The organism is Dietzia aerolata (assembly GCF_014144865.1).
Classification (GTDB): domain Bacteria; phylum Actinomycetota; class Actinomycetes; order Mycobacteriales; family Mycobacteriaceae; genus Dietzia; species Dietzia aerolata.
Window position 1 is genome coordinate 1 of the sequence record NZ_JAALDM010000047.1, and the last position, 21461, is coordinate 21461.

Consider the following 21461-nt stretch of genomic DNA (forward strand, 5'->3'; position numbering starts at 1 on the left):
GGTCCGCAGCCCGGGCTGGCGGGCCCAGCCGGAAAAATCTGTTCCGTCATAGGCCACATCGAGTCGGATCCGGCGGGTGCTCACGGCCTACAGACGCTAGACGACGCCCGCGCCCGCACGCCACACGGGCAGCCCCGGACGTCGACGCCCGCGCTGCGCCCTGCCCGCACAGCGCCCTGCCCGGGAAATCCGGTGTCCTGCGCCTGGGAGCCAACACGGCGCCACGCACGCGGGCGGGTGGGGCAGGATGGGTGAATGTTGTTGTCGTCGTCGTCAAATAGTTCGTCCGGCCACCTCGCGCGTCGCGCCGCGCTGGTCACCGGTGCCACCGCCCTCACCCTCGCGCTCGGGGCCTGTTCCGGATCCGACGACGACGACAACGCCACCACCCACCCCGCCACCGACCGGGACTCGTCGTCGACGAACCAGGCCGGCGCCGAGGAGTTCGGCCGCTACGTGGCGCTCGGTGACTCGTTTGCCGCGTTCGGTGGCTCTGTCGACCCCACCACCGGCCCCGCGGCGTGCATGCGCTCCACCAGCGGTTACCCGTCGCTCATCGCCGAGGCCCCCGCCATCGGCGAGTTCGTCGATGCCACCTGCGGCGGCGCCACCACCGTCGACATGACGCAGGCCCAGATGGCCGATACCCCGCCCCAGTTCGACGCGCTCACCGCCGACACGGACCTGGTCACCCTGTCGATCGGCGGCAATGACATGAAGTTCGGCGCGATAGTGCAGTGCATCGGACGCACGTCGCGCGACGCCGCCGACGGCACCTGCCACGACCGCCTGGGCGAGACCGTCTCGCAGGCCCTCGACGCCCTGCCCGCCTCTCTCGACGAGGTGTACCGGGGCATCGGCGAGCGTGCGCCCGAGGCACGCGTCATCACCACGGCCTACATGCCGCTGGTGCCCGCGCACGGGTTCTGCGACTTCGTCTCCGGGATGAGTCCCGAGGACGTGACGTGGGTTCGGGAGATCACCGAACGGATCAACACGATCACCGGCGAGGCGGCCGCGCGGGCCGGGGCCACGTTCGTGATGCCGCCGGGCGCGGAAGAGCACCACGCGTGCGCACCCGTGGCCGGGCGGTACACCGACTTCACCGGCCACGAGACCTCCTCGCACCCGATGCATCCCACGGGTGCCGGGCAGCGGGCGATGGCCGAGGCCGTGATCGCTACGTTCTGATCCACGGGGTGATCTGGCGCGGCTCCGGAAACGACGAGGGCCCCGCCTCCGCGTGATGCGGTGACGGGGCCCTGCAAGGGTGATCCGGGGGTGGATCAGGCCTTGTCGGCGTCGTCGGCGTGGGTCGTGTCCTCGGACACGGCCTCGGCGGTCTCGGCAGCGGCCTCGACCTCGGCGTCGTCGGCGGCCTCGACCTGGTCCGCGACCGGGCTGTTGGCCTCGGCCTCAGCGGTGACCTCGGACTTCTCCTCGGTCTCGGTCTCGGTCTTCTCGGCGGCCTTCTTCGAGGCGGCGGCGCGGGTGGCGCGCGATGCCTCGGAGGAGGCGAGCTCCTCGGTGACGAGCGCGATCATCGCCATGGGCGCGTTGTCGCCCTTGCGGTTCTCGAGCTTGACGATCCGGGTGTAGCCACCGTCACGGTTCGCGGCACGCGGGCCGATCTCCGCGAACAGCTTGTGCAGCACATCCTTGTCGCGGATGACCTTGGCGGCCTCGCGACGGTCGGCCAGCGTGCCACGACGAGCCTTGGTGATCAGCTTCTCCGCGTACGGGCGCAGCAGCTTGGCCTTGGTCTCGGTGGTACGGATGGCATCGTGCTCGAACAGCTGGGTGGCCATGTTCGAGAGGATGAGCCGCTGGTGGGCGGCGGATCCGCCGAGGCGGGCGCCCTTCTTGGGCTTGGGCATCAGATTCTCCTAGGAATTTATGTGCCGAACGCTCGTCAGAGCTGCTCGGTCTCGGCGTAATCCTCGCTGCCGTCATCGGTCCAGGTCCCGGTCTCGGCGTCATAGCCGGCCACCGAGGCGGGATCGAATCCGGGGGGCGCGTCCTTGAGCGACAGGCCTAGCTCGACGAGCTTGACCTTCACCTCGTCGATCGACTTCTGACCGAAGTTGCGGATGTCGAGCAGGTCCGACTCGCTGCGCGCGACGAGCTCGCCCACGGTGTGGACGCCCTCACGCTTGAGGCAGTTGTAGGACCGGACCGACAGATCCAGGTCGTCGATGGGCATGCCGTAGGCGGCGATGTGGTCGGCCTCGGCCGGGCTGGGCCCGATCTCGATGCCTTCCGCCTCCTCGTTGAGTTCACGGGCGAGCCCGAACAGCTCCACGAGGGTCTTACCGGCGGACGCCAGGGCATCACGGGCGGTCATCGAGTTCTTGGTCTCGACGTCCAGGACCAGACGGTCGAAGTCGGTGCGCTGGTGCACACGGGTGGCCTCGACCTTGTAGGTCACCTTGAGGACCGGCGAGTAGATCGAGTCGACCGGGATCCGGCCGATCTCGTGACCCGCGTCCTTGTTCAGCCCGGCGGGGACGTAACCGCGACCCCGCTCGACGACCAGCTCGATCTCCAGGCGCCCCTTCTCGTTGAGGGTGGCGATGTGCAGATCCGGGTTGTGCACCTCGACGCCGGCGGGCGGGACGATGTCACCGGCGGTGACGGGGCCCGGGCCCTGCTTCTTGAGGTACATGGTGACCGGCTCGTCCTCGACGGACGACACGACCAGGCCCTTGAGGTTCAGGATGATGTCGGTGACATCCTCCTTGACGCCCGGAACGGTGGTGAACTCGTGGAGAACACCCTCGATCCGGATGCTGGTCACGGCCGCGCCCGGGATGGACGACAGCAGTGTGCGACGCAGCGAGTTGCCGATGGTGTAGCCGAAGCCCGGCTCGAGAGGCTCGAGCACGAAGCGCGACCGGCTCTCGGAGATGACCTCTTCGGTCAGGGTAGGCCGCTGGGAGATGAGCATGTACTACCTCTTTCGATTCTCGGCGCCCGCTATTTGACGCCGTGGGAACCCACCGTCGCCGGGTGGGCTGCGTGGCGCGGCCCACCCGGCGACGGTGGAGGACAGATCACTTCGAGTAGAGCTCGACGATCAGCTGCTCCTGCAGCGGCACCTCGATCTGGGCGCGCTCGGGGAGCTGGTGGACGAGGACGCGGAGGTTCGTCGGAACCACCTGCAGCCACGCCGGGACGGGACGCTCGCCGAGGGTCTCCTGGGCGATCTCGAACCAGTCCATCTTGGTGGACTTGGGACGAACGTCGATGATGTCGTACTGCGAGACGCGGTAGCTCGGGATGGTCACCTTCTGGTCGTTGACCATCAGGTGCCCGTGGCTCACGAGCTGACGAGCCTGACGACGCGTCTGCGCGAGTCCCGCGCGGTAGACGACGTTGTCGAGACGCGACTCGAGAATCTGGAGGAGGTTCTCACCGGTCTTGCCGGCGCGACGGTTCGCCTCCTCGTAGTAACGACGGAACTGCTTCTCCATGACGCCGTAGGTGAAGCGGGCCTTCTGCTTCTCCTGCAGCTGGAGGCGGTACTCGGACTCCTTGATCCGCGCACGGCCGTGGTGGCCGGGCGGGAAGGGCCGACGCTCGAATGCGGTGTCTCCACCCACGAGGTCCACGCCAAGACGACGCGACTTGCGGGTAACTGGACCGGTGTAACGTGCCATTGTTCTCTACGTTCCTTCCGGCTCAGACTCGACGCCGCTTGGGCGGACGGCAGCCGTTGTGGGGCTGGGGGGTGACATCGGAGATCGTGCCCACCTCGAGGCCGGCGGCCTGGAGCGAACGGATCGCGGTCTCACGGCCCGAACCGGGGCCCTTGACAAAGACGTCGACCTTCTTCATGCCGTGCTCCTGCGCCTTGCGGGCAGCGTTCTCAGCGGCAAGCTGGGCGGCGAAGGGCGTCGACTTACGCGAGCCCTTGAAGCCGACGTGACCGGAGGACGCCCAGGACAGGACGGCACCGGTGGGGTCGGTGATCGAAACGATGGTGTTGTTGAACGTGCTCTTGATGTGAGCCTGCCCGTGGGCGACGTTCTTCTTTTCCCTGCGACGACCCGACTTCTTGGGGCCCGCAGCGCGTGACTTGGGGGGCATTACTTCTTCTTTCCGGCGACGGTCTTCTTCGGGCCCTTACGGCCGCGGGCGTTGGTCTTGGTGCGCTGTCCGCGGACCGGAAGTCCACGACGGTGACGCAGTCCCTGGTAGCTACCGATCTCGATCTTCCGGCGGATGTCGCCCTGGATCTCGCGGCGGAGGTCACCCTCCACCTTGTAGTTACCCTCGATGTCGTCACGAAGGACGGTCAACTGCTCATCGGTGAGGTCCTTGGTGCGCTGGTTCGGGTCGATGCCCGTACGCTCCAGGATCTCGAGCGACCGGGTGCGACCGATGCCGAAAATGTAGGTGAGCGCGATCTCCATGCGCTTGTCGCGTGGGAGATCAACGCCGGCAAGGCGTGCCATGTGGCGTGTCTCTTTCGTCGTGCGGTAGGTCTGCTCCCCGACCATCCCCATCCCGGACGGTCATCTCACGATGAGCGATCCGATCGGGGCCCCGGCCTCCGCAACCGAGGGTATGAACCCGCCGCACCCACGAGGGGCCCGGCGGCTGGTTCAGGGAGTTGAGCTGTCTTACTTGTAGCGGTAGACGATCCGGCCACGCGTCAGGTCGTAGGGCGAGAGCTCCACGACGACGCGATCCTCCGGAAGGATGCGGATGTAGTGCTGCCGCATCTTCCCGCTGATGTGGGCGAGTACCTTATGCCCGTTCTCGAGTTCGATGCGGAACATTGCGTTCGGCAACGGCTCGATGACACGGCCCTCGACCTCGATGGCTCCGTCTTTCTTTGCCATGCTGGTTACGGTCCTCCACGATTCCCCGGGTGACGTCTACCGGATTATGGTGCACTGGTGGGCACACCGACGTATAAGCCTACGTCAGTGCGCCACTCTGCGCCAATCGGGACGAACCGGCTCAGTGATAGCAGGCTGTCGCGGCTGGCACACCGTCGAACCGCTGTTGCAACCACCCGAGCGCCGCCGGCAGTTTCTCGACCGCACCGAGGAGATGTTCCGGCGCCATCCCCGGCTCCCAGGTCAGTGGAGTCCCCTCACGGCAATACCTCTTGGCCGTGTCCTCGGCATCCCAGAACGGCACCAGCGGATCGGTCCCGGAGTGCCACATGAAGACCGGGACGCGCGGGACGTCGTCGCTCAGCCGGATGCTGTTGTCCGCGAGAGCGTGCAGGAGTCCGTGTTCGGCCATGATGTCCCCGCCGGCCAGAACCATCGGAACCGATTTGAGCGCACCCCGGGTAATCAGGGTGGCGGTGCACCGATCCCGAACACTGTTGTACAGCGCCCACCCCTCCGGGGTCAGCTTCTCCTCTAGCCGGATCTCGTCCGGGTATTCGCGTGCCATGCCCACCGCGGCCGCGAAGGCCAGCCCGAAGGCCGGATGCGGGCCGTTTCCGATCATGCGTGCCATCGTGGTCATGTCGGTCGGAATACCGCCCTGGGCGACGCCGACCAGATTGACGTCCGGTGCGTAGTCGTCGTGCAGAAGTGACACCCAGGCGCTGGCGATCCCACCGCCCGAATAACCGAGGGCACCGAATCGACTGTGTCGGGAGTCGAAGCGCGGGTCGTCGCGAACTGCCCTCATCCCGTCGAGGACGATCCGTGCCGACAGTCGACCGCCGGGGTACGCGACCTTGGGGCCGAGGTGGTCGGGGATGATGACCGTCCAGCCACGGTCCAGCTGGTACCGCAGGAACGCCATCGCATTGTCCTGAACCGTTTCCAGGGTCGGGTTGACGAGGGTCTGGGTGGGGGCACACCCCTGCCCCAACGCGTTGAGGTAATGCTGATAGCTCAGGACCGGCCCATTCGGCCTCGCGTTGTGCGGACGCACGACCGTCGCGGTCGCGAGCATCGGGCGATCATCGGTGTCAGTCGATCGGTAAGCGATGGCCGTGACGCCGTATCCCGCGAAGGCCGGCATCGATGCGGGGTGGGAGTTGATCACCTGCCCCAGCGCAGCATCGGACAGCACCTGGGGGTCGACACGGTAGAGCGGGCCGGGGCCCTGCGGCGCCATGATTGACCCGCCCGCGTCGTCCGCCACGGACTGCGCCGCCGCCGTGGGTACCTTCACCGCCGGAAGTGTCCCTGTCACGAGCGCCAGGGCGGTTAGCACGGCGACCCCGATTCCGATCAGACGAGCCGGGAATTCAGGAGCGCTGGGGCGAGAAGCCATGCCAACACCTTTCGAAGAAGGCCGGACCATTCGGATACGCATACGATAACCGGGCCACCAGGAGATTGGCGCCGTCCCCCTGGTCACTGACGCCGATTGTCGGCGACCAGGATGGAAGTCAGTCCTGCGGACGTGGGGTGAGAATCCTCGGGCCGTCCACGGTGACCGCGACCGTGTGCTCCCAATGGGCCGCGGGTGATCCGTCGACTGTCACAACGGTCCAGTCATCGGACAGCGTCCGGGTGTCGGTCTCCCCACCGAGTACGAGCATCGGCTCGATGGCGAGAACCGAGCCCTCCTGGAGTTTGGGGCCGCGACCAGCCTTCCCTTCATTCGCGAGGAAGGGCCATTCATGCATTTCCTGACCGATGCCGTGACCGCCGTAGCCGTCGACGATCCCCAGAGATATACCGTGCCGTTCCTCAGCGCGGCGTGTGGCTACCTCAAGTGCGTACGAGACATCCGTCAGACGGTTTCCCGGCCGCATCGCGAGCATCCCTTCGGCGAGAACCTCACGGGTCGCGTCGTTGAGCGCCTGCACGTCCGACTGCAGCTCCCCGACCCCGAATGACCAGGCTGAATCGCCGTGCCATCCGTCGAGAATCGCGCCGCAGTCGACCGACACGAGGTCGCCCTCGGCCAGCGTTGTTTCTCGCCCCGGGATCCCATGCACCACGACATCGTTCACCGACGAACAGATGGAACCCGGGAATCCCTCGTACCCCTTGAACGACGGCACTGCTCCGGCGTCGCGGATCAACTGCTCGACGATCTCGTCGAGATCGGCGGTCGTCGCACCCGGAACGGCCGCGTCCCGGGCGGCGATCAGGGCGCGGCCGACGATCCGCCCGGCCGCCTCCATCGCGTCGAGTTCGCCGGAAGTGCGAGCCGTGACTGCTCCCTTGCGGGATCTACCGAACACGTGATTCGTCAGCGCCCGAGCGCGGAAAGGGCACGAGCGTTGATCTCTTCGACCTCACCGACGGCGTCGATGGTCGACACCTGCTCTGCGTAGTACTCGAGCAGCGGCGCGGTCTCGGACTGGTAGACCGACATGCGATTACGGATCACGTCTTCAGTGTCGTCCTCGCGGCCACGAGCCAGCATGCGCTTCACAACGGTGTCTTCATCGACACGGAACTCCAGGACACCATCGAGGGAGGTTCCGGCGTCATCCAGCATCAGCTTGAGTGCGTCGGCCTGTTCAACGCTGCGGGGGTAGCCGTCGAGGAGGAACCCCTCGGTGGCATCGGGCTCGGCGATCCGGGCTTTGACCATGCGATTCGTGACGTCGGCCGGAACAAGGTTGCCCGCATCGATGTACGACTTCGCCTCCTTGCCGAGATCCGTGCCCTGCGAGATGTTCGCGCGGAACAGGTCGCCGGTCGAGATGTGCGGCACTCCGAGCTTCTCGGACAGAAGCGCTGCCTGAGTTCCCTTGCCGGCGCCGGGAGGGCCGAGGAGGACGAGACGCATGGTGGAGACCAGCCTTTCTTAAAGGTGTGTACTTGCTCGTTGTGGTGAGCGTCTACTTGAGGAAGCCCTCGTAGTTGCGCTGCATCAGCTGTGCCTCGACTTGCTTCACGGTGTCGAGACCCACGGAAACCATAATGAGCACGGCGGTACCACCGAACGGCATGTTCTGGAGATCTCCACCCCCGCTGCCCATGTCCAGGAAGATGTTCGGGAGCACTGCGATGAGACCGAGGTACAGCGAGCCGAACAGCAGAATGCGGTTGAGGACGTAGCCCAGATACTCGGCGGTCGGTCGACCCGGTCGGATGCCGGGGATGAAGCCGCCGTACTTCTTCATGTTCTCCGCCTGCTCCATCGGATCGAACTGGATGGCGACGTAGAAGTACGAGAAGAAGATGATCAGGGCGAAGTACGCGATGATGTAGCCGAAACTCGACGGGTTCTGCAGGTGCTGCATTACGTAGCGCTGCCACCATCCGTCACCGCTGGCATCAGGACCCTGAACCAACTGGGTGATGAGGATGGGAACGTACATCAGCGACGACGCGAAGATCACCGGGATGACGCCAGCCTGGTTGACCTTGAGCGGCAGGTAGGTGGAAGTACCACCGTACTGGCGACGGCCGACCATGCGCTTGGCGTACTGGACCGGAATACGACGCTGGCCCTGCTCGACAAAGACGACCGCGACGACGATGAGGACGACGGCGAACATCACGGCGGCGAACTTCATCGTCGACGAGTTCTGGTAGATGTTCATGCCTTCAGCCGGGATACGCGAGGCGATACCGGCGAAGATGAGCAGCGACATGCCGTTGCCGACGCCCCGGTCGGTGATGAGCTCACCGAACCACATGACGAGGGCGGCACCCGCGGTCATGACGATCACGATGGTGACGAGCGTGATGATCTCGTTGTCCATGAGGACGGACTGGCCGTTACCCAGGAGTTGTCCACGGTCGGCGAGGGCGACGATGCCCGAGGACTGGAGGACCGCCAGGGCGATGGTGAGATAACGCGTGTATTGCGTCATCTTCGCCTGACCCGACTGTCCCTCCTTCTTCAACTGCTCGAAATGAGGGATGACCACGGTGAGCAGCTGCACGATGATGCTCGCGGTGATGTACGGCATGATGCCGATCGCGAACACCGAAAGCTGCAGTAGCGCGCCACCGGAGAACAGGTTGACCAGCGAGTACAGCTGCGCGTTCTCCCCTGTCATCGCAGTGTCAAGCAACCCGCGGAGCTTGGGGTAGTCGACGCCTGGCGACGGGATTTGTGCGCCGATCCGGTACAGGATGATGATCCCGAGCGTGAAGAAGATCTTCTTCCTCAGGTCACTGTCCTTGATCGCGGACGCGAGTGCGGAGAGCACATGTCCTCCTGGTCATGGACGGCGCGTGGCCGCCTGTCGTCGAGATCAGATGCGTCTGGACGTGACGTCAATGCCGATCACGTCTCGAAAACGCACAACGGGAAAACTCTATCAAGACGAACGCAGGGGCCGGATCCGAGAGTCTCGGATCCGACCCCTGCACCCGTCGTCGGCCCACTTCGGGGCCGTTCGGGGAATCAGGCCCCGGCCTCCGACACGCTTCCGCCGGCAGCCTCGATCTTGCTCTTGGCCGATGCGGAAACCTTGTCGACGGCCACGGTCACGGCCACGGAGATCTCTCCGTCACCGAGAACCTTGACCGGCTCGTTCTTGCGAACGGCGCCCGCGGCGACGAGCTCGGAGACGCCGACCTGGCCGCCCTCCGGGAACAGACGCTGGATGTCGGACACGTTGACGACCTGGAAGACGACCTTGTTGCGGTTCTTGAAGCCCTTGAGCTTCGGAAGACGCATCTGGATCGGCATCTGGCCGCCCTCGAACCCGGCGGGGACGTTCTTGCGGGCCTTGGTGCCCTTGGTGCCGCGGCCGGCGGTCTTGCCCTTCGAACCCTCACCACGACCCACGCGGGTCTTGTCGGTGTGGGCACCGGGCGCCGGGCGCAGGTGGTGCAACTTGATGGTCATGCTCACTCCGTCTCTTCGACCACGACGAGGTGGTTCACGACGTTGATGAGACCCCGGGTCTGCGCGTTGTCCTCACGCACAACCGTCTTCCGGATGCCCTTGAGGCCGAGCGTACGCAGGGAGTCCCGCTGGTTCTTCTTGGTCCCGACGGTCCCACGGACCTGGGTGATCTTGAGGTTAGCCATGATCAGGCCCCCTGTCCGGCACGCGCGCGGAGCATGCCCGCAGGCGCGACGTCCTCGATCGGCAGGCCGCGACGTGCCGCGACCTCCTCCGGACGGTGCAGGCCCTTGAGCGCGGCCACGGTGGCGTGAACCACGTTGATGGCGTTGTCCGACCCCAGCGACTTGCACAGGATGTCGTGGACGCCGGCGCACTCCAGCACCGCGCGAGCGGCGCCACCGGCGATGACACCGGTACCGGGCGAGGCCGGACGGAGCATGACGACACCGGCGGCCTCCTCACCCTGAATCGGGTGCGGAATGGTGGAACCGATGAGCGGCACACGGAAGAAGTTCTTCCGGGCCTCCTCGGCGCCCTTCTGGATGGCCGCGGGAACTTCCTTGGCCTTGCCGTATCCGACGCCGACCATGCCGTTGCCGTCACCGAGGATCACGAGGGCGGTGAAGCTGAAGCGACGACCACCCTTCACGACCTTGGAGACACGGTTGATGGTGACGACGCGCTCGATGTACTGCGACTTCTCCTCGTCGCGGCCGCGACGGTCGTCGCGGCCCCGACCACGGCCGCGGTCGTTGCCGCGCCCCTGGGCGTTGTCGTTGGTGTTCTTGTTGTCTGCGGCGGGCCCGTTGCTTCCGCCGTCACGACGCTGACGTCCCGGCATCAGACGGTCCTTCCATTAGCGGTCAGTGCAGTGGTGTTGATCATCAGAACTCCAGCCCACCCTCGCGGGCGGCGTCGGCGAGAGACGCGATCCGGCCGTGGTAGCGGTTACCGCCACGGTCGAACACGACCGCGTCGATACCTGCGGCCTTGGCGCGCTCGGCCAGGAGCTGACCGACCTTCGCGCTGCGGTCCTTCTTGTCGCCCTCGAGAGCACGGACATCGGCCTCGATGGTCGACGCGGCGGCCAGGGTACGGCCGGCCAGGTCGTCGATGATCTGGGCGTGGATGTGGCGCGAGGACCGGTTCACGACCAACCGCGGACGCTCCGGCGTACCGGAGACCTTCTTGCGGAGGCGGTAATGGCGCCGGGCACGGCCCTCCCGACGAGCGGTCGAGACATCGGTACCCAGCGGGGAACGCTTCTTGGTGCTGCTCATGATCACTTACCCGTCTTTCCGACCTTGCGACGGACCTGCTCGCCTGCGTAACGGATGCCCTTGCCCTTGTACGGGTCGTGCTTCCGAAGACGCTTGATGTTGGCGGCGATCTGGCCCACCTGCTGCTTGTCGATACCGGAGATCGAGAACTTGGTGGCACCGTCGACGGCGAAGGTGATGCCGTCGGGGGCGGTCACCGGCACCGGGTGCGAGTAGCCGAGCGCGAACTCGAGGTCCTTGCCCTTGGCCACGACGCGGTAACCGACGCCGAAGATCTCCATGTCCTGCTTGTAGCCCTCGGTGACACCCACGACCATGTTGTTGACCAGGGAGCGCGAGAGACCGTGCAGGGAGCGGTTGTCCCGGTGGTCGTCGGGACGGATCACCGTGAGGGTGCCGTCCTCGAGGTTCACCGAGATGGGGTCGGGCAGGACCTGGGTGAGCTCACCCTTGGGGCCCTTGACCGTGACGGTCTGGCCGTCGACCTTGACGTCGACACCGGACGGGACGTTGATCGGAGCCTTGCCGATACGTGACATTTCTCGCCCCCCTTACCAGACGTAGGCGAGGACTTCCCCGCCCACCTTCTTGTTGTTCGCCTGACGGTCGGTCAGCAGGCCCTGCGACGTCGAGATGATCGCGACGCCGAGGCCACCGAGGACCTTGGGCAGCTCGGTCGACTTGGAGTAGACGCGCAGTCCCGGCTTGGAGATGCGCTTGATGCCCTGGATGCTGCGCTGGCGCGACGGGCCGTACTTGAGGTCGATGGTGAGCTTCTTGCCCACCTCGGCGTCGGTGACGGCGTAATCGGCGATGTAGCCCTCCTGCTTGAGGATCGCCGCGATGTTGCCCTTGAGCTTGGAATGCGGCATGGACACGGTTTCGTGGAACGCCGAATTGGCGTTACGCACACGCGTCAGCATGTCCGCGATGGGATCGGTCATCGACATGGATGGACCATGTTCCTTTCTCGTAACGGTTCCCATGCAACACGTCCGCTCGCCGACCTGTGGGTCGGCGAGGTCCGTCGTGGGCCTATCACGAAGAGTGCGAATGTTCTCTTGTGTGGGGCCCGGAGTCCCCGTGGGGCGCTCCGGGTGTCCCGCCGCCTCCGGTGCTCTTCTCACCGTGGGCGACCAGACGACTGGGCCGTCTGCCCGTCGCCGGGGATTCGCTGCGCGCGAGGCCCCGACGAGGACGGCCGGTCCGGCCGCGGAGGGGGTCAGTCCTCCTTGAAGGGGAAGCCGAGCTGCTTGAGCAGCGCCCGACCCTCTTCGTTGTTGGTCGCCGTGGTGACGACCGTGATGTCCATGCCGCGGGGGCGATCGACCTTGTCCACGTCGATCTCGTAGAACATGGTCTGCTCGTTGAGGCCGAACGTGTAGTTGCCGTGTCCGTCGAACTGCTTGCCGGACAGGCCGCGGAAGTCGCGGATTCGCGGAAGCGCCACGGTCGTCAGTCGATCGAGGAACTCCCACATGCGGTCACCACGGAGGGTGACGCGGGCGCCGATCGGCATGCCCTCGCGGAGCTTGAACTGCGCGATGGACTTGCGGGCGCGGCGGATCTCGGGCTTCTGACCGGTGATCAGGGTGAGGTCGTTGATCGCGCCGTTGATGAGCTTGGCGTCGCGTGCAGCGTCACCCACACCCATGTTGACGACGACCTTGACGACGCCCGGGATCTGCATGACGTTCTCGTACTCGAACGTCTCGTTCAGCGACTTCTTGATCTCGTCGCGGTACTTGGTCTTGAGGCGCGGGACGTAACCAGCGGGAAGAGCGGTATCAGTCATGGTCACAGGTCCTTCCCGGTCTTGCGCGAGACACGGACACGCTTGCCGTTCTCGTCTGTGCGGATTCCGACCCGGGTCGGGGTGCCGTCAGCGTCGACGACCATCACGTTGGACACGTGGATCGGGGCTTCCTGGGTGACGATGCCACCGGAGGAGGCGCCACGCTCGGCAGCCGAGTTGGAGGTGTGCTTCTTGATGCGGTTGACGCCCTCGACGAGGACCTTCTGCTGCGCCGGGAAGGCCTGGATGACCTTGCCCTTGGCGCCCTTGTCCTTGCCCGAGATGACCAGGACGGTGTCGCCCTTGTGGACCTTCATGTCAGAGCACCTCCGGAGCCAGCGAGACGATGCGCATGAACTTCTTGTCGCGCAGCTCGCGGCCGACGGGCCCGAAGATGCGCGTTCCACGCGGGTCGTTGTCGTTCTTGATGATGACGGCGGCGTTCTCGTCGAACTTGATGTACGAGCCGTCCGGGCGCCGGCGCTCCTTGGCGGTGCGCACGATGACCGCCTTGACGATCTCGCCCTTCTTGACGTTGCCACCGGGGATGGCGTCCTTCACGCTCGCGACGATGATGTCACCGACGCCCGCGTAACGGCGCTTGGATCCACCGAGAACGCGGATGCAGAGAATCTCCTTGGCACCCGTGTTGTCGGCGACCTTCAGCCGCGACTCCTGCTGGATCATGGTTCTCCTGACCAGGTCTGTTCATATGTGCGCCGGATACCGACCCGACGCACGCGGTCATGCCGCCCGGCAGCCGTGAGGGATACCTCCAGCTCGGGCAACTGCTCCAGTGTAGGGTGCGGAACCCCCATCACCCAAATTGTCGTCAGTTCCCGCTGGATCCGAGGGAACCAGTTGAACCGGCCGATCCGGTCGATCCGGTCGAACCCGAAGAGGCAAGAGAATTTGACGACGACGACCCGGTTGAGCCTTCGGACCGGTCCCCCACTGCCCCGGTGGTCGTCCTGAAGTTACTCACGGGGGGCTTCAGCCCGGACAGAACGTGATCAGTTCCCGGAAGCATTTCCGTGACGAATATCGGCCAGTTGTGGATGCCGGTCGGCATGTAGTTCGTCTTCAGGTCGACACCGGGCACGGTCGCCAGGGCTCCCTGCAGTGCACGGGTGCTCTCGTACGACCCCTTCTCGAGGATGTGCCCGTCGAGAAGAATCATCGTGTCGCTGCCGAATCGGCCGAGCTCACTCGAGCCGACACGTCCGGTGGCGGCGCTGAGATAGACCGCCTTCCCCTCCAGTCCCGACGGGTCGGCGACGGTGTCGTGTTCGATCCACGAGTCCGAGTTCCGCGGGCCCCACATGTTGGTGACCTCGCCGCCCCGCGCGGAGACTGTCAACCGCGCGTACTGGTAACCGAGGTCGTCGGTCGTGGTGTAGGCGCCGCTGACGCCGGCCGCCCCGCCGAACATGTCATATCTGTTCGCGAGGTGCAGTGCGGACGCCGCCCCCATCGACACTCCCAGAACCCCCCAGCCCCCGTTGTGGGCGAGCGGCTCCGAGCGGTCCTCGAGTCCTGCCTTCAGTAGTGGAGGAAGCTCCTCGACGAGGAACGTCTCCCACTTGTTCGGGCCCAGGATCGGGTCATCCTTCTCCCAGTCGCTCCACATCGAGGACGGGGCACCGGTGGGCGCGATGACATTGACCTTGCGTTCACGGATCTGTGGGTCCCCCCACCCCATGCCGCCACTCCAGCCGGAGGGGGTTTCACTTCCCACGCCGTCGAGGAAGTACATGTTGGGAGCGTCGACCCCGGCCGGCGCCCGATACACCTCGACCCGCACCTTCCGCTGCATCGACTCCGATGTGACGGTCCATACCTCGGCGCGACGGTCGGCCTCGTTGGTCGAATTCGGGAACATCGGATCAACCGACAGCACCGTCGATGCAGTGATCGCGTCATCGCGAACGGCCAGTGGCTCGCCTGACATGGTGCCCGTGCTCCCGGGACGGGCGAAGTCGGCGGAGCCGACCGCTCCGAGGGATCCGAGGACGGCAGTAAGCGGAATCGGGGCGCCGATCTGGGTCAGTCCCGCCAGGCTGAGGGACGGTGCGCCGAACAGGCTGCCCGGTGCCACACTCGGATCGACTGATTCCGGATCCACGGTTCCCGAGCCGGCGCTCTGCGCCTGGACTGTAGGGGCGGAGACAAGGCCGAGCGCGGCGACTGACGCGGTGACTGCGATCGCCGCGGAGCGCATTGCGATTCGCCGGCGCTTACGGATGTCGGGGGCTGAGGGCTCAATCGCTGCCATGTGCCGCTCCTGTCGTGACTTAAGGTGCATGCGAACGAATGACACAATACGCGTAAAGTGTGTCACTCCTGCATTCCTCGTTGTCCGCGTAGTGCCGGTGCCATAGGAAAATAGCGATCGGCCCGGCCCCGGAAAGATTCCGGGACCGGGCCGATCTATCGAGGGGAACGGCTTACTTGGCCCGCTCCAGCACCTCGACGAGGCGGTACCGCTTGTTGGCCGAGATCGGGCGGGTCTCCATGATCCGCACCCGGTCGCCGGTGCCGGCGGTGTTGGTCTCGTCGTGGGCCTTGACCCGCTCGGTACGACGCATGATCTTGCCGTACAGCGGGTGCTTCACACGGTCCTCGAGTTCGACGACGATGGTCTTATCCATCTTGTCGGACACGACGTAGCCGATACGCACCTTGCGGCTGTTGCGCTCCGTGCTCTCGGTTGACTCAGTCACAACTGCTTCCTTGTCGCTCACTTGGCATCACCCGGCGCCGCCGACAGCCCGAGCTCACGCTCGCGGATGACGGTGTAAATGCGTGCAATGTCGTGGCGAACGACACGCAGGCGACGGTTGTTGGTCAGCTGACCGGTGGCCATCTGGAACCGCAGGTTGAACAGCTCCTCCTTGGCCTCGCGAAGACGCTCGGTCAGCGCATCGGCGTCGAGCTCGCGCAGCTCGGGGGCGGTGATTCCACTAGCCATCAGAACTGCTCCTCTCGGGTGACGATGCGGGTCTTGCAGGGGAGCTTGTGCTGCGCACGGCGAAGGGCCTCGCGAGCGGTCTCCTCGTTCGGGTACGACATCTCGAACAGGATGCGACCCGGCTTCACGTTGGCCACCCACCATTCGACCGAGCCCTTACCGGAACCCATTCGAACCTCGGCGGGCTTCTTCGTCAGGGGACGGTCCGGGTAGATGTTGATCCACACCTTGCCGCCACGCTTGATGTGGCGGTTGATGGCGATACGCGCGGACTCGATCTGACGGTTGGTGATGTAGGCGGGCTCGAGAGCCTGGATGCCGTAGTCACCGAACGTCACCTTGGTGCCGCCCTTGGCCCCACCCTTACGACCGGGGTGGTGCTGCTTACGGTGCTTGACGCGCTTGGGAATCAGCACTGTCAGGCCTCCTTGTTTTCTGCGGGAGCCTCGGCCGCAGCAGTCGAGCCGGCGCGGCCGGTCTCAGTGCTCGTGGCCGTGGTGCCCTGGGCGCCGGAGCGACGCGGGCGGCCAGCCCCACGCTCACGGCGCGGGCCACGGTCGCCACCGCCGCGGTTGCTGGACTGGGCGTACTGGTCGGACTCGCGACGGCCGCCGACGACGTCACCCTTGTAGATCCACACCTTGACGCCGATCCGACCGAAGGTCGTCTTGGCCTCGTAGGTGCCGTAATCGATCTCGGCACGAAGGGTGTGAAGAGGAACGCGTCCTTCGTGGTAGCGCTCGGACCGGGACATCTCGGCGCCGCCGAGACGACCGGAGCAGACCACCTTGATGCCCTTGACCTGCGGCTGGCGCATGGCCGACTGGATGCCCTTACGCATCGCGCGGCGGAAGGCCACACGGTTCGTGAGCTGCTCGGCGATGCCCTGCGCCACGAGCTGGGCGTCGGCCTCGGTGTTCTTGATCTCGAGGATGTTGAGGTGGACCTGCTTGCCGGTGAGCTTCTCGAGCTCGCCACGCAGACGGTCGGCCTCGGCACCACGACGACCGATCACGATGCCCGGACGGGCGGTGTGGATGTCCACGTGCACCCGGTCACGGGTACGCGAGATGTCCACACCGGAGATCCCGGCGCGCTCCATGCCCTTGGAAAGGAGCTCACGGATCTTGATGTCCTCGGCGACGTAGTCGGCGTACTGCTTGTCGGCATACCACTTGGACGTCCAGTCCGAGGTGATGCCGAGACGGAAGCCGTGCGGCTGAATCTTCTGTCCCATTTAGCGGGCACCTCCCTGGTTACGACGTCCCCGGCCGGCACCGGCCTTATCGGGCACGCTGGTCACCTCGATGGTGATGTGGCTCGTGCGCTTACGCACGCGGAACGCACGACCCTGTGCACGCGGACGGAACCGCTTGAGCGTCGGGCCCTCGTCGGCGTAGGCCGTCGAGACGACCAGGGTCCGGGGATCCAGGTCGAGGTTGTTCTCGGCATTGGCGATCGCGGAGGCCAGGACCTTGGCAACCGGCTCACTGGCGGACTGCGGGGCGAACCGCAGGATGTCCAGTGCGTCGGAGGCGTCCTTACCACGGATCAGATCGATCACACGACGCGCCTTCATGGGCGTGACGCGGACGAACTTGGCGGTAGCGCGGGCCGTCAGCTTCTGATCGGCCTGCTGCTCGTTCTGCTGGGTATCAGTGCTCATCGACGCTTACTCTTCCGATCGTCCTTGATGTGCCCCTTGAACGTGCGCGTCGGCGCGAACTCGCCGAGCTTGTGACCCACCATCGAGTCGGACACGAACACGGGCACATGCTTACGGCCGTCATGAACGGCAAACGTGTGTCCGATGAAATCGGGCAGGATCGTCGAGCGACGCGACCAGGTCTTGATGACCTGATGAGTGCCCTTGTCGTTCTGCACGTCCACCTTCGCGAGGAGGTGCTCGTCGACGAACGGACCCTTCTTGAGACTACGAGGCATCCTAGTTTCCCTCCTTAGCGCTTCTTGCCGGTGCGACGGCGACGGACAATGAGACTGTCGCTCGCCTTGTTGGGCTTGCGGGTCCGGCCCTCGGGCTGGCCCCACGGACTGACGGGGTGACGTCCACCGGACGTCTTGCCCTCGCCACCACCGTGCGGGTGGTCGACGGGGTTCATGACCACACCACGGACGGTCGGGCGGACGCCCTTCCACCGCATGCGGCCGGCCTTACCCCAGTTGATGTTGATCTGCTCGGCGTTGCCGACCTCGCCGATCGTCGCCCGGCAACGGACGTCGACTCGACGGATCTCGCCGGAGGGCATACGCAGCGAGGCGTAGGCACCTTCCTTGCCGAGGAGCTGGATACCAGCGCCGGCGGCACGAGCCATCTTGGCGCCACCACCCGGACGCAGCTCCACCGCGTGCACCATGGTGCCGGCGGGGATGTTGCGGAGCGGGAGGTTGTTGCCGGTCTTGATGTCGGCGTTGACGCCCGACTCGACCTTCATGCCCTGCTTGAGGTTGCGCGGGGCCAGGATGTACCGCTTCTCGCCGTCTGCGTAGTGCAGCAGAGCGATGTTCGCGGTGCGGTTCGGGTCGTACTCGATGTGCGCCACGGTGGCGAGCACGCCGTCCTTGTCATTACGACGGAAGTCGATGACACGGTACTGACGCTTGTGCCCACCGCCCTTGTGACGGGTGGTAATACGGCCGTGGCCGTTGCGACCGCCGGACTTGTTCAGCGGGCGCAGCAGCGACTTCTCGGGCGTCGAGCGGGTGATCTCGGCGAAGTCCGAGACGCTCGAGCCGCGACGACCGGGGGTCGTGGGCTTGTACTTGCGGATAGCCATGAGGTTCTCTCGTCCTTAACTCTTCCCGCCGTCAGGCGGTCAGACCCGGGATCTCGATGGGCTTGCTGTCGGCCGCGAGGGTCACGATGGCGCGCTTGGTGCTCTTGCGCTGACCAAACCCGGTGCGGGTGCGCTTGCGCTTGCCCTTACGGTTAGCGGTGTTCACGGAATCAACGGTGACGCCGAAGATCTCCTGGACGGCGATCTTGATCTGCGTCTTGTTGGCATCCGGTGCCACCAGGAACGTGTAGACGCCCTGCTCGAGCAGGCCGTACGCCTTCTCGGAGACGACCGGGGCGATGATCACGTCCCGCGGATCGGCAACTGTGCTCACTTGTCGGCCTCCTTCGCAGCCTTGCCGGCGAGGGAACGACCCGCCTGGTTGACGAACGCGTCCAGAGCCTCAACCGTGAAGACCACGTCGTCCGCGTTGAGGACGTCGTAGGTGTTCAGCTGATCCGGAGCGATCGGGTGGACGTGGTCCAGGTTGGCAACGGAACGCCACGCGGCGACGTCTTCACGACCGACCACAATGAGGAACTTCTTGCGGTCGGACATCGACGCGAGGAAGTCACGCACACCGGAGGTGGACGGCTTCTGGCCCTCGACGAACTCGGTGACGACGTGCAGCCGCTCGTTGGCCACCCGGTCGGACAGGGCACCGCGCAGGGCGGCGGCCTTCATCTTCTTGGGGGTGCGCTGCGAGTAGTCACGCGGCTTCGGTCCGTGGACGGTGCCGCCGCCGGTGTACGCGGGCGCACGGGTCGAGCCCTGACGGGCGCGGCCGGTGCCCTTCTGACGGAACGGCTTGCGACCACCGCCGCGGACCTCGCCGCGGGTCTTGGTCGAGTGCGTGCCCTGGCGCGCAGCGGCGAGCTGGGCCACGACGACCTGGTGCATCAGGGGGAGGTTGGGCTCGACGGCGAAGATCTCGCCGGGGAGCTCAACCGCGCCGTCCGTGGCGCCAGCCGGCGTACGGACGTCGAGCTTGAGGTTCACGGTGTTCTCCGTGGTGGTCATGCGCGCGCACCGCCCTTCACTGCGGAACGGACCATCACGAGACCGCCGTTGCGGCCGGGGATGGCCCCCTTGATGAGGAGGACGCCGGCCTCGGCGTCGACCTTGTGGACCTTGAGGTTCATGGTGGTGACACGCTCGTTACCCATGCGGCCCGCCATCTTCTTGCCGCGGAAGACGCGACCCGGAGTGGCAGCGCCACCGATCGAGCCCGGCTTGCGGTGGACGGCCTGCGTACCGTGCGAGGCGCCCTGACCGGCGAAGCCGTGACGCTTCATGGTGCCGGCGTAGCCCTTGCCCTTGGAGGTGCCGGTGACGTCGACGAATGCGCCGTCCTCGAACACGTCCGCGCCGATCTCCTGACCGACCTCGAAGCCGGCAGCCTGCTCGGCGTTGTCGAGGCGGATCTCGGCGAGGTGGCGGCGCGGGGTGACCCCGGCCTTCTCGAACTGTCCCGCGACCGGCTTGGTGACCTTGCGCGGGTCGATCGCGCCGAACGCGATCTGGACGGCGTTGTATCCGTCGGTCTCTTCGTTTCGGATCCCGGTGACGACGCACGGCCCGGCCTTGACGACGGTAACCGGAACCACCCGGTTGTTCTCGTCAAAGACCTGGGTCATGCCGAGCTTGGCGCCCAGGATGCCCTTGATCTCGGTGTTACTCATCTGTTCACTGTCTCCGCTGCACGTTGCTTGCTGACCGCTACGCGGTCGGAGGTCACTGGATGTTGACGTCGACGCTGGCAGGCAGGTCGATGCGCATGAGCGCGTCCACGGTCTTGGGCGTGGGGTCGAGGATGTCGATCAGCCGCTTGTGGGTACGCATCTCGAAGTGCTCGCGCGAGTCCTTGTACTTGTGCGGCGAGCGGATGACGCAGTAAACGTTCTTCTCGGTCGGCAGCGGCACAGGACCGACGATGCGGGCCCCGGTACGGGTCACCGTCTCGACGATCTTGCGGGCCGATGCGTCAATAGCCTCGTGGTCGTAGGCCTTGAGCCGGATGCGGATCTTTTGTCCCGCCACTTCGTCCTCTTCTCCTCCCGCCCGTGAAGGCGGCTGTCTTGAGCGCCCTCGCCTGGCGGGGACACTGCTGTGTTCGCTTGTCATACGTGACACCGTCAGACCGAAACGTTCTCGGTCTCGTGCATCGGTGCCCGTCTTGGAGGCCCCCGATCGCGCGCCCGCAGGCATGACACGACTCAGGGATCCCAGAGGACGGAAGTGCCACTCCCCCACACGAGGTGGGCGAACGACGGACCGATCCGCTGCCGCTGTTGACGTGTCACGACGCGTCCACGCGGTCGGGCGTGTCGCCCTCCCACTTTTCCAGCGGGTGATCTCTCACCCGCCACGGTCGTGCTCGCCCGGCCAACCCAGCCCCTGACGCGCGTAGAATGTACACACGCTCGGATGCCGCCTTGTCCGGGCAACTTGACCAGTATGCCGCACGATGGTGCGCAGATCAAAATCGTCCTAGACAAGTGCGAGCGGCATCACCGATTCAGCTCCGGCCCGAATGGTCCCGGGCCCGGTAGCCAGCCACATGTCGAGCCAACCCGAGGAGCTTCGCAGGTGAACACCCGACGCGAACCACGCGATCCGATCGCCTACAAGAAAGACCGCCGACAGGCTGTTCTGCGTCACCACCCCGACAAAGGTGGGGATCCGGATGAACTTTTCCGGGCGCTCGAAGAGGTTGATCGCCGTCATGGCGTGATCGGCCCGGCCCGGGGTGAGGGATCTGCAACCGCCGAGCAGGTGGCGGCAGTGGCGGTCACCGCACTGGCAGGTGTCGCCGCGATCGGATTCTCCGTCGCCATGAGTGTGCTGGGCCGCCGCAAGTAGATCGCGCC

General features: G+C 65.7%; 33 protein-coding genes. 2 read left to right on the plus strand and 31 right to left on the minus strand.

Annotation, left to right across the window (positions count from 1 at the left end; translation table 11 throughout):
* Window positions 1-255: 255 nt before the first annotated feature.
* Window positions 256-1191: an SGNH/GDSL hydrolase family protein gene (locus G6016_RS03635; RefSeq protein ID WP_182631343.1), complete on the plus strand. Its 936-nt coding sequence runs from the start codon at window positions 256-258 to the stop codon at window positions 1189-1191.
* Between the two features lie 95 nt (window positions 1192-1286).
* On the opposite strand, the gene rplQ is transcribed toward G6016_RS03635, so the two are convergent.
* The 31 genes from rplQ to rpsJ form a co-directional block, all read right to left on the minus strand.
* Window positions 1287-1877, minus strand: coding sequence for a 50S ribosomal protein L17 (rplQ, locus tag G6016_RS03640; protein WP_182631344.1), 591 nt, complete (start codon window positions 1875-1877; stop codon window positions 1287-1289).
* A 35-nt stretch (window positions 1878-1912) separates the two neighbouring features.
* Window positions 1913-2947 carry a DNA-directed RNA polymerase subunit alpha gene (locus tag G6016_RS03645; RefSeq protein WP_182631345.1) on the minus strand — a complete coding sequence of 345 codons (1035 nt, stop codon included), beginning with the start codon at window positions 2945-2947 and terminating at the stop codon, window positions 1913-1915.
* 106 nt (window positions 2948-3053) lie between these two features.
* A complete protein-coding gene (gene rpsD / locus G6016_RS03650) occupies window positions 3054-3659 on the minus strand; it encodes a 30S ribosomal protein S4 (RefSeq protein WP_182631346.1) in 606 nt (201 codons plus the stop codon).
* 22 nt (window positions 3660-3681) lie between these two features.
* Window positions 3682-4089: a 30S ribosomal protein S11 gene (gene rpsK / locus G6016_RS03655; protein WP_182631347.1), complete on the minus strand. Its 408-nt coding sequence runs from the start codon at window positions 4087-4089 to the stop codon at window positions 3682-3684.
* Window positions 4089-4457 carry a 30S ribosomal protein S13 gene (gene rpsM / locus G6016_RS03660; RefSeq protein ID WP_182631348.1) on the minus strand — a complete coding sequence of 123 codons (369 nt, stop codon included), beginning with the start codon at window positions 4455-4457 and terminating at the stop codon, window positions 4089-4091. The genes rpsK and rpsM overlap by 1 nt, the downstream gene beginning before the upstream one ends.
* A gap of 168 nt (window positions 4458-4625) precedes the next feature.
* Complete coding sequence (gene infA, locus G6016_RS03665) at window positions 4626-4847, minus strand: translation initiation factor IF-1 (protein ID WP_006554587.1); 222 nt, start codon at window positions 4845-4847, stop codon at window positions 4626-4628.
* A 121-nt stretch (window positions 4848-4968) separates the two neighbouring features.
* Window positions 4969-6252, minus strand: a complete 1284-nt coding sequence (locus tag G6016_RS03670) for a lipase family protein (RefSeq protein WP_182631349.1) — start codon at window positions 6250-6252, stop codon at window positions 4969-4971.
* 118 nt (window positions 6253-6370) lie between these two features.
* Window positions 6371-7174, minus strand: a complete 804-nt coding sequence (gene map, locus G6016_RS03675; RefSeq protein WP_182631350.1) for a type I methionyl aminopeptidase — start codon at window positions 7172-7174, stop codon at window positions 6371-6373.
* A gap of 8 nt (window positions 7175-7182) precedes the next feature.
* Entirely contained in the window at window positions 7183-7728 is a 546-nt protein-coding gene (locus G6016_RS03680; RefSeq protein WP_182631351.1) for an adenylate kinase, read from the minus strand.
* A 52-nt stretch (window positions 7729-7780) separates the two neighbouring features.
* Window positions 7781-9103, minus strand: coding sequence for a preprotein translocase subunit SecY (gene secY / locus G6016_RS03685; RefSeq protein ID WP_182631352.1), 1323 nt, complete (start codon window positions 9101-9103; stop codon window positions 7781-7783).
* 197 nt (window positions 9104-9300) lie between these two features.
* Entirely contained in the window at window positions 9301-9747 is a 447-nt protein-coding gene (rplO, locus tag G6016_RS03690) for a 50S ribosomal protein L15 (protein ID WP_182631353.1), read from the minus strand.
* A gap of 2 nt (window positions 9748-9749) precedes the next feature.
* On the minus strand, window positions 9750-9932 hold the full coding sequence (gene rpmD, locus G6016_RS03695) for a 50S ribosomal protein L30 (protein ID WP_182631354.1): 183 nt from the start codon (window positions 9930-9932) through the stop codon (window positions 9750-9752).
* A 2-nt stretch (window positions 9933-9934) separates the two neighbouring features.
* Window positions 9935-10591: a 30S ribosomal protein S5 gene (gene rpsE, locus G6016_RS03700; protein ID WP_182631355.1), complete on the minus strand. Its 657-nt coding sequence runs from the start codon at window positions 10589-10591 to the stop codon at window positions 9935-9937.
* A 43-nt stretch (window positions 10592-10634) separates the two neighbouring features.
* A complete protein-coding gene (gene rplR / locus G6016_RS03705) occupies window positions 10635-11030 on the minus strand; it encodes a 50S ribosomal protein L18 (protein WP_241729709.1) in 396 nt (131 codons plus the stop codon).
* A gap of 2 nt (window positions 11031-11032) precedes the next feature.
* Window positions 11033-11569: a 50S ribosomal protein L6 gene (gene rplF / locus G6016_RS03710; protein ID WP_182631356.1), complete on the minus strand. Its 537-nt coding sequence runs from the start codon at window positions 11567-11569 to the stop codon at window positions 11033-11035.
* Between the two features lie 12 nt (window positions 11570-11581).
* Window positions 11582-11980 (minus strand): 30S ribosomal protein S8, encoded by a 399-nt coding sequence (rpsH, locus tag G6016_RS03715; protein ID WP_182631357.1) that lies wholly within the window; start codon window positions 11978-11980, stop codon window positions 11582-11584.
* A 272-nt stretch (window positions 11981-12252) separates the two neighbouring features.
* Window positions 12253-12825: a 50S ribosomal protein L5 gene (gene rplE / locus G6016_RS03720; protein ID WP_182631358.1), complete on the minus strand. Its 573-nt coding sequence runs from the start codon at window positions 12823-12825 to the stop codon at window positions 12253-12255.
* A 2-nt stretch (window positions 12826-12827) separates the two neighbouring features.
* Window positions 12828-13142, minus strand: a complete 315-nt coding sequence (gene rplX, locus G6016_RS03725) for a 50S ribosomal protein L24 (RefSeq protein WP_182631359.1) — start codon at window positions 13140-13142, stop codon at window positions 12828-12830.
* Between the two features lies 1 nt (window position 13143).
* Window positions 13144-13512, minus strand: a complete 369-nt coding sequence (gene rplN, locus G6016_RS03730; RefSeq protein ID WP_182631360.1) for a 50S ribosomal protein L14 — start codon at window positions 13510-13512, stop codon at window positions 13144-13146.
* A 145-nt stretch (window positions 13513-13657) separates the two neighbouring features.
* On the minus strand, window positions 13658-15100 hold the full coding sequence (locus G6016_RS03735) for an alpha/beta hydrolase (protein ID WP_241729710.1): 1443 nt from the start codon (window positions 15098-15100) through the stop codon (window positions 13658-13660).
* 172 nt (window positions 15101-15272) lie between these two features.
* A complete protein-coding gene (gene rpsQ, locus G6016_RS03740; protein WP_338403502.1) occupies window positions 15273-15569 on the minus strand; it encodes a 30S ribosomal protein S17 in 297 nt (98 codons plus the stop codon).
* A complete protein-coding gene (gene rpmC / locus G6016_RS03745) occupies window positions 15566-15796 on the minus strand; it encodes a 50S ribosomal protein L29 (RefSeq protein WP_182631362.1) in 231 nt (76 codons plus the stop codon). Before rpmC ends, rpsQ begins: the two co-directional genes overlap by 4 nt.
* Window positions 15796-16212 (minus strand): 50S ribosomal protein L16, encoded by a 417-nt coding sequence (gene rplP, locus G6016_RS03750; RefSeq protein ID WP_182631363.1) that lies wholly within the window; start codon window positions 16210-16212, stop codon window positions 15796-15798. The genes rpmC and rplP overlap by 1 nt, the downstream gene beginning before the upstream one ends.
* A gap of 2 nt (window positions 16213-16214) precedes the next feature.
* Window positions 16215-17033 (minus strand): 30S ribosomal protein S3, encoded by an 819-nt coding sequence (gene rpsC, locus G6016_RS03755; protein WP_182631364.1) that lies wholly within the window; start codon window positions 17031-17033, stop codon window positions 16215-16217.
* Window positions 17034-17462 carry a 50S ribosomal protein L22 gene (gene rplV / locus G6016_RS03760; protein WP_182631365.1) on the minus strand — a complete coding sequence of 143 codons (429 nt, stop codon included), beginning with the start codon at window positions 17460-17462 and terminating at the stop codon, window positions 17034-17036. It abuts the gene before it with no gap.
* Window positions 17459-17740, minus strand: a complete 282-nt coding sequence (gene rpsS / locus G6016_RS03765) for a 30S ribosomal protein S19 (RefSeq protein WP_007628126.1) — start codon at window positions 17738-17740, stop codon at window positions 17459-17461. Before rpsS ends, rplV begins: the two co-directional genes overlap by 4 nt.
* A gap of 14 nt (window positions 17741-17754) precedes the next feature.
* Entirely contained in the window at window positions 17755-18591 is an 837-nt protein-coding gene (rplB, locus tag G6016_RS03770; RefSeq protein ID WP_182631366.1) for a 50S ribosomal protein L2, read from the minus strand.
* A 31-nt stretch (window positions 18592-18622) separates the two neighbouring features.
* Window positions 18623-18925: a 50S ribosomal protein L23 gene (gene rplW / locus G6016_RS03775; protein ID WP_182631367.1), complete on the minus strand. Its 303-nt coding sequence runs from the start codon at window positions 18923-18925 to the stop codon at window positions 18623-18625.
* Complete coding sequence (gene rplD / locus G6016_RS03780) at window positions 18922-19611, minus strand: 50S ribosomal protein L4 (protein ID WP_182631368.1); 690 nt, start codon at window positions 19609-19611, stop codon at window positions 18922-18924. The genes rplW and rplD overlap by 4 nt, the downstream gene beginning before the upstream one ends.
* The gene (rplC, locus tag G6016_RS03785; RefSeq protein WP_182631369.1) at window positions 19608-20273 is read right to left on the minus strand and encodes a 50S ribosomal protein L3; all 666 of its coding nucleotides are present in this window, start codon (window positions 20271-20273) and stop codon (window positions 19608-19610) included. The genes rplD and rplC overlap by 4 nt, the downstream gene beginning before the upstream one ends.
* Window positions 20274-20325: 52 nt before the next feature.
* Entirely contained in the window at window positions 20326-20631 is a 306-nt protein-coding gene (gene rpsJ / locus G6016_RS03790) for a 30S ribosomal protein S10 (RefSeq protein ID WP_007318892.1), read from the minus strand.
* A gap of 549 nt (window positions 20632-21180) precedes the next feature.
* On the opposite strand from rpsJ, the gene G6016_RS03795 reads away from it, so the two are divergent.
* Entirely contained in the window at window positions 21181-21453 is a 273-nt protein-coding gene (locus G6016_RS03795; protein ID WP_182631370.1) for a hypothetical protein, read from the plus strand.
* Window positions 21454-21461: the final 8 nt, after the last annotated feature.

Excerpts from the sequence above, each read along its gene's own strand:
- rplO (WP_182631353.1), bottom strand. The coding sequence starts at position 9,747 with ATGACCATCAAGTTGCACCACCTGCGCCCGGCGCCCGGTGCCCACACC.
- rplB (WP_182631366.1), bottom strand. The coding sequence starts at position 18,591 with ATGGCTATCCGCAAGTACAAGCCCACGACCCCCGGTCGTCGCGGCTCG.
- rpsS (WP_007628126.1), bottom strand. The coding sequence starts at position 17,740 with ATGCCTCGTAGTCTCAAGAAGGGTCCGTTCGTCGACGAGCACCTCCTC.
- rpsE (WP_182631355.1), bottom strand. The coding sequence starts at position 10,591 with ATGCCGGGACGTCAGCGTCGTGACGGCGGAAGCAACGGGCCCGCCGCA.
- G6016_RS03635 (WP_182631343.1), top strand. The coding sequence starts at position 256 with ATGTTGTTGTCGTCGTCGTCAAATAGTTCGTCCGGCCACCTCGCGCGT.
- G6016_RS03735 (WP_241729710.1), bottom strand. The coding sequence starts at position 15,100 with ATGGCAGCGATTGAGCCCTCAGCCCCCGACATCCGTAAGCGCCGGCGA.
- rplV (WP_182631365.1), bottom strand. The coding sequence starts at position 17,462 with ATGAGCACTGATACCCAGCAGAACGAGCAGCAGGCCGATCAGAAGCTG.
- G6016_RS03670 (WP_182631349.1), bottom strand. The coding sequence starts at position 6,252 with ATGGCTTCTCGCCCCAGCGCTCCTGAATTCCCGGCTCGTCTGATCGGA.
- rpsC (WP_182631364.1), bottom strand. The coding sequence starts at position 17,033 with ATGGGACAGAAGATTCAGCCGCACGGCTTCCGTCTCGGCATCACCTCG.
- rplC (WP_182631369.1), bottom strand. The coding sequence starts at position 20,273 with ATGAGTAACACCGAGATCAAGGGCATCCTGGGCGCCAAGCTCGGCATG.
- G6016_RS03645 (WP_182631345.1), bottom strand. The coding sequence starts at position 2,947 with ATGCTCATCTCCCAGCGGCCTACCCTGACCGAAGAGGTCATCTCCGAG.
- G6016_RS03680 (WP_182631351.1), bottom strand. The coding sequence starts at position 7,728 with ATGCGTCTCGTCCTCCTCGGCCCTCCCGGCGCCGGCAAGGGAACTCAG.
- rpsD (WP_182631346.1), bottom strand. The coding sequence starts at position 3,659 with ATGGCACGTTACACCGGTCCAGTTACCCGCAAGTCGCGTCGTCTTGGC.
- rpsH (WP_182631357.1), bottom strand. The coding sequence starts at position 11,980 with ATGTCGATGACCGATCCCATCGCGGACATGCTGACGCGTGTGCGTAAC.
- rplF (WP_182631356.1), bottom strand. The coding sequence starts at position 11,569 with ATGTCACGTATCGGCAAGGCTCCGATCAACGTCCCGTCCGGTGTCGAC.
- rplQ (WP_182631344.1), bottom strand. The coding sequence starts at position 1,877 with ATGCCCAAGCCCAAGAAGGGCGCCCGCCTCGGCGGATCCGCCGCCCAC.
- rpsK (WP_182631347.1), bottom strand. The coding sequence starts at position 4,089 with ATGCCCCCCAAGTCACGCGCTGCGGGCCCCAAGAAGTCGGGTCGTCGC.
- rplD (WP_182631368.1), bottom strand. The coding sequence starts at position 19,611 with ATGACCACCACGGAGAACACCGTGAACCTCAAGCTCGACGTCCGTACG.
- rplE (WP_182631358.1), bottom strand. The coding sequence starts at position 12,825 with ATGACTGATACCGCTCTTCCCGCTGGTTACGTCCCGCGCCTCAAGACC.
- rpmD (WP_182631354.1), bottom strand. The coding sequence starts at position 9,932 with ATGGCTAACCTCAAGATCACCCAGGTCCGTGGGACCGTCGGGACCAAG.
- rplX (WP_182631359.1), bottom strand. The coding sequence starts at position 13,142 with ATGAAGGTCCACAAGGGCGACACCGTCCTGGTCATCTCGGGCAAGGAC.
- rplN (WP_182631360.1), bottom strand. The coding sequence starts at position 13,512 with ATGATCCAGCAGGAGTCGCGGCTGAAGGTCGCCGACAACACGGGTGCC.
- rpmC (WP_182631362.1), bottom strand. The coding sequence starts at position 15,796 with ATGGCTAGTGGAATCACCGCCCCCGAGCTGCGCGAGCTCGACGCCGAT.
- infA (WP_006554587.1), bottom strand. The coding sequence starts at position 4,847 with ATGGCAAAGAAAGACGGAGCCATCGAGGTCGAGGGCCGTGTCATCGAG.
- rplR (WP_241729709.1), bottom strand. The coding sequence starts at position 11,030 with ATGAGCAGCACCAAGAAGCGTTCCCCGCTGGGTACCGATGTCTCGACC.
- rpsM (WP_182631348.1), bottom strand. The coding sequence starts at position 4,457 with ATGGCACGCCTTGCCGGCGTTGATCTCCCACGCGACAAGCGCATGGAG.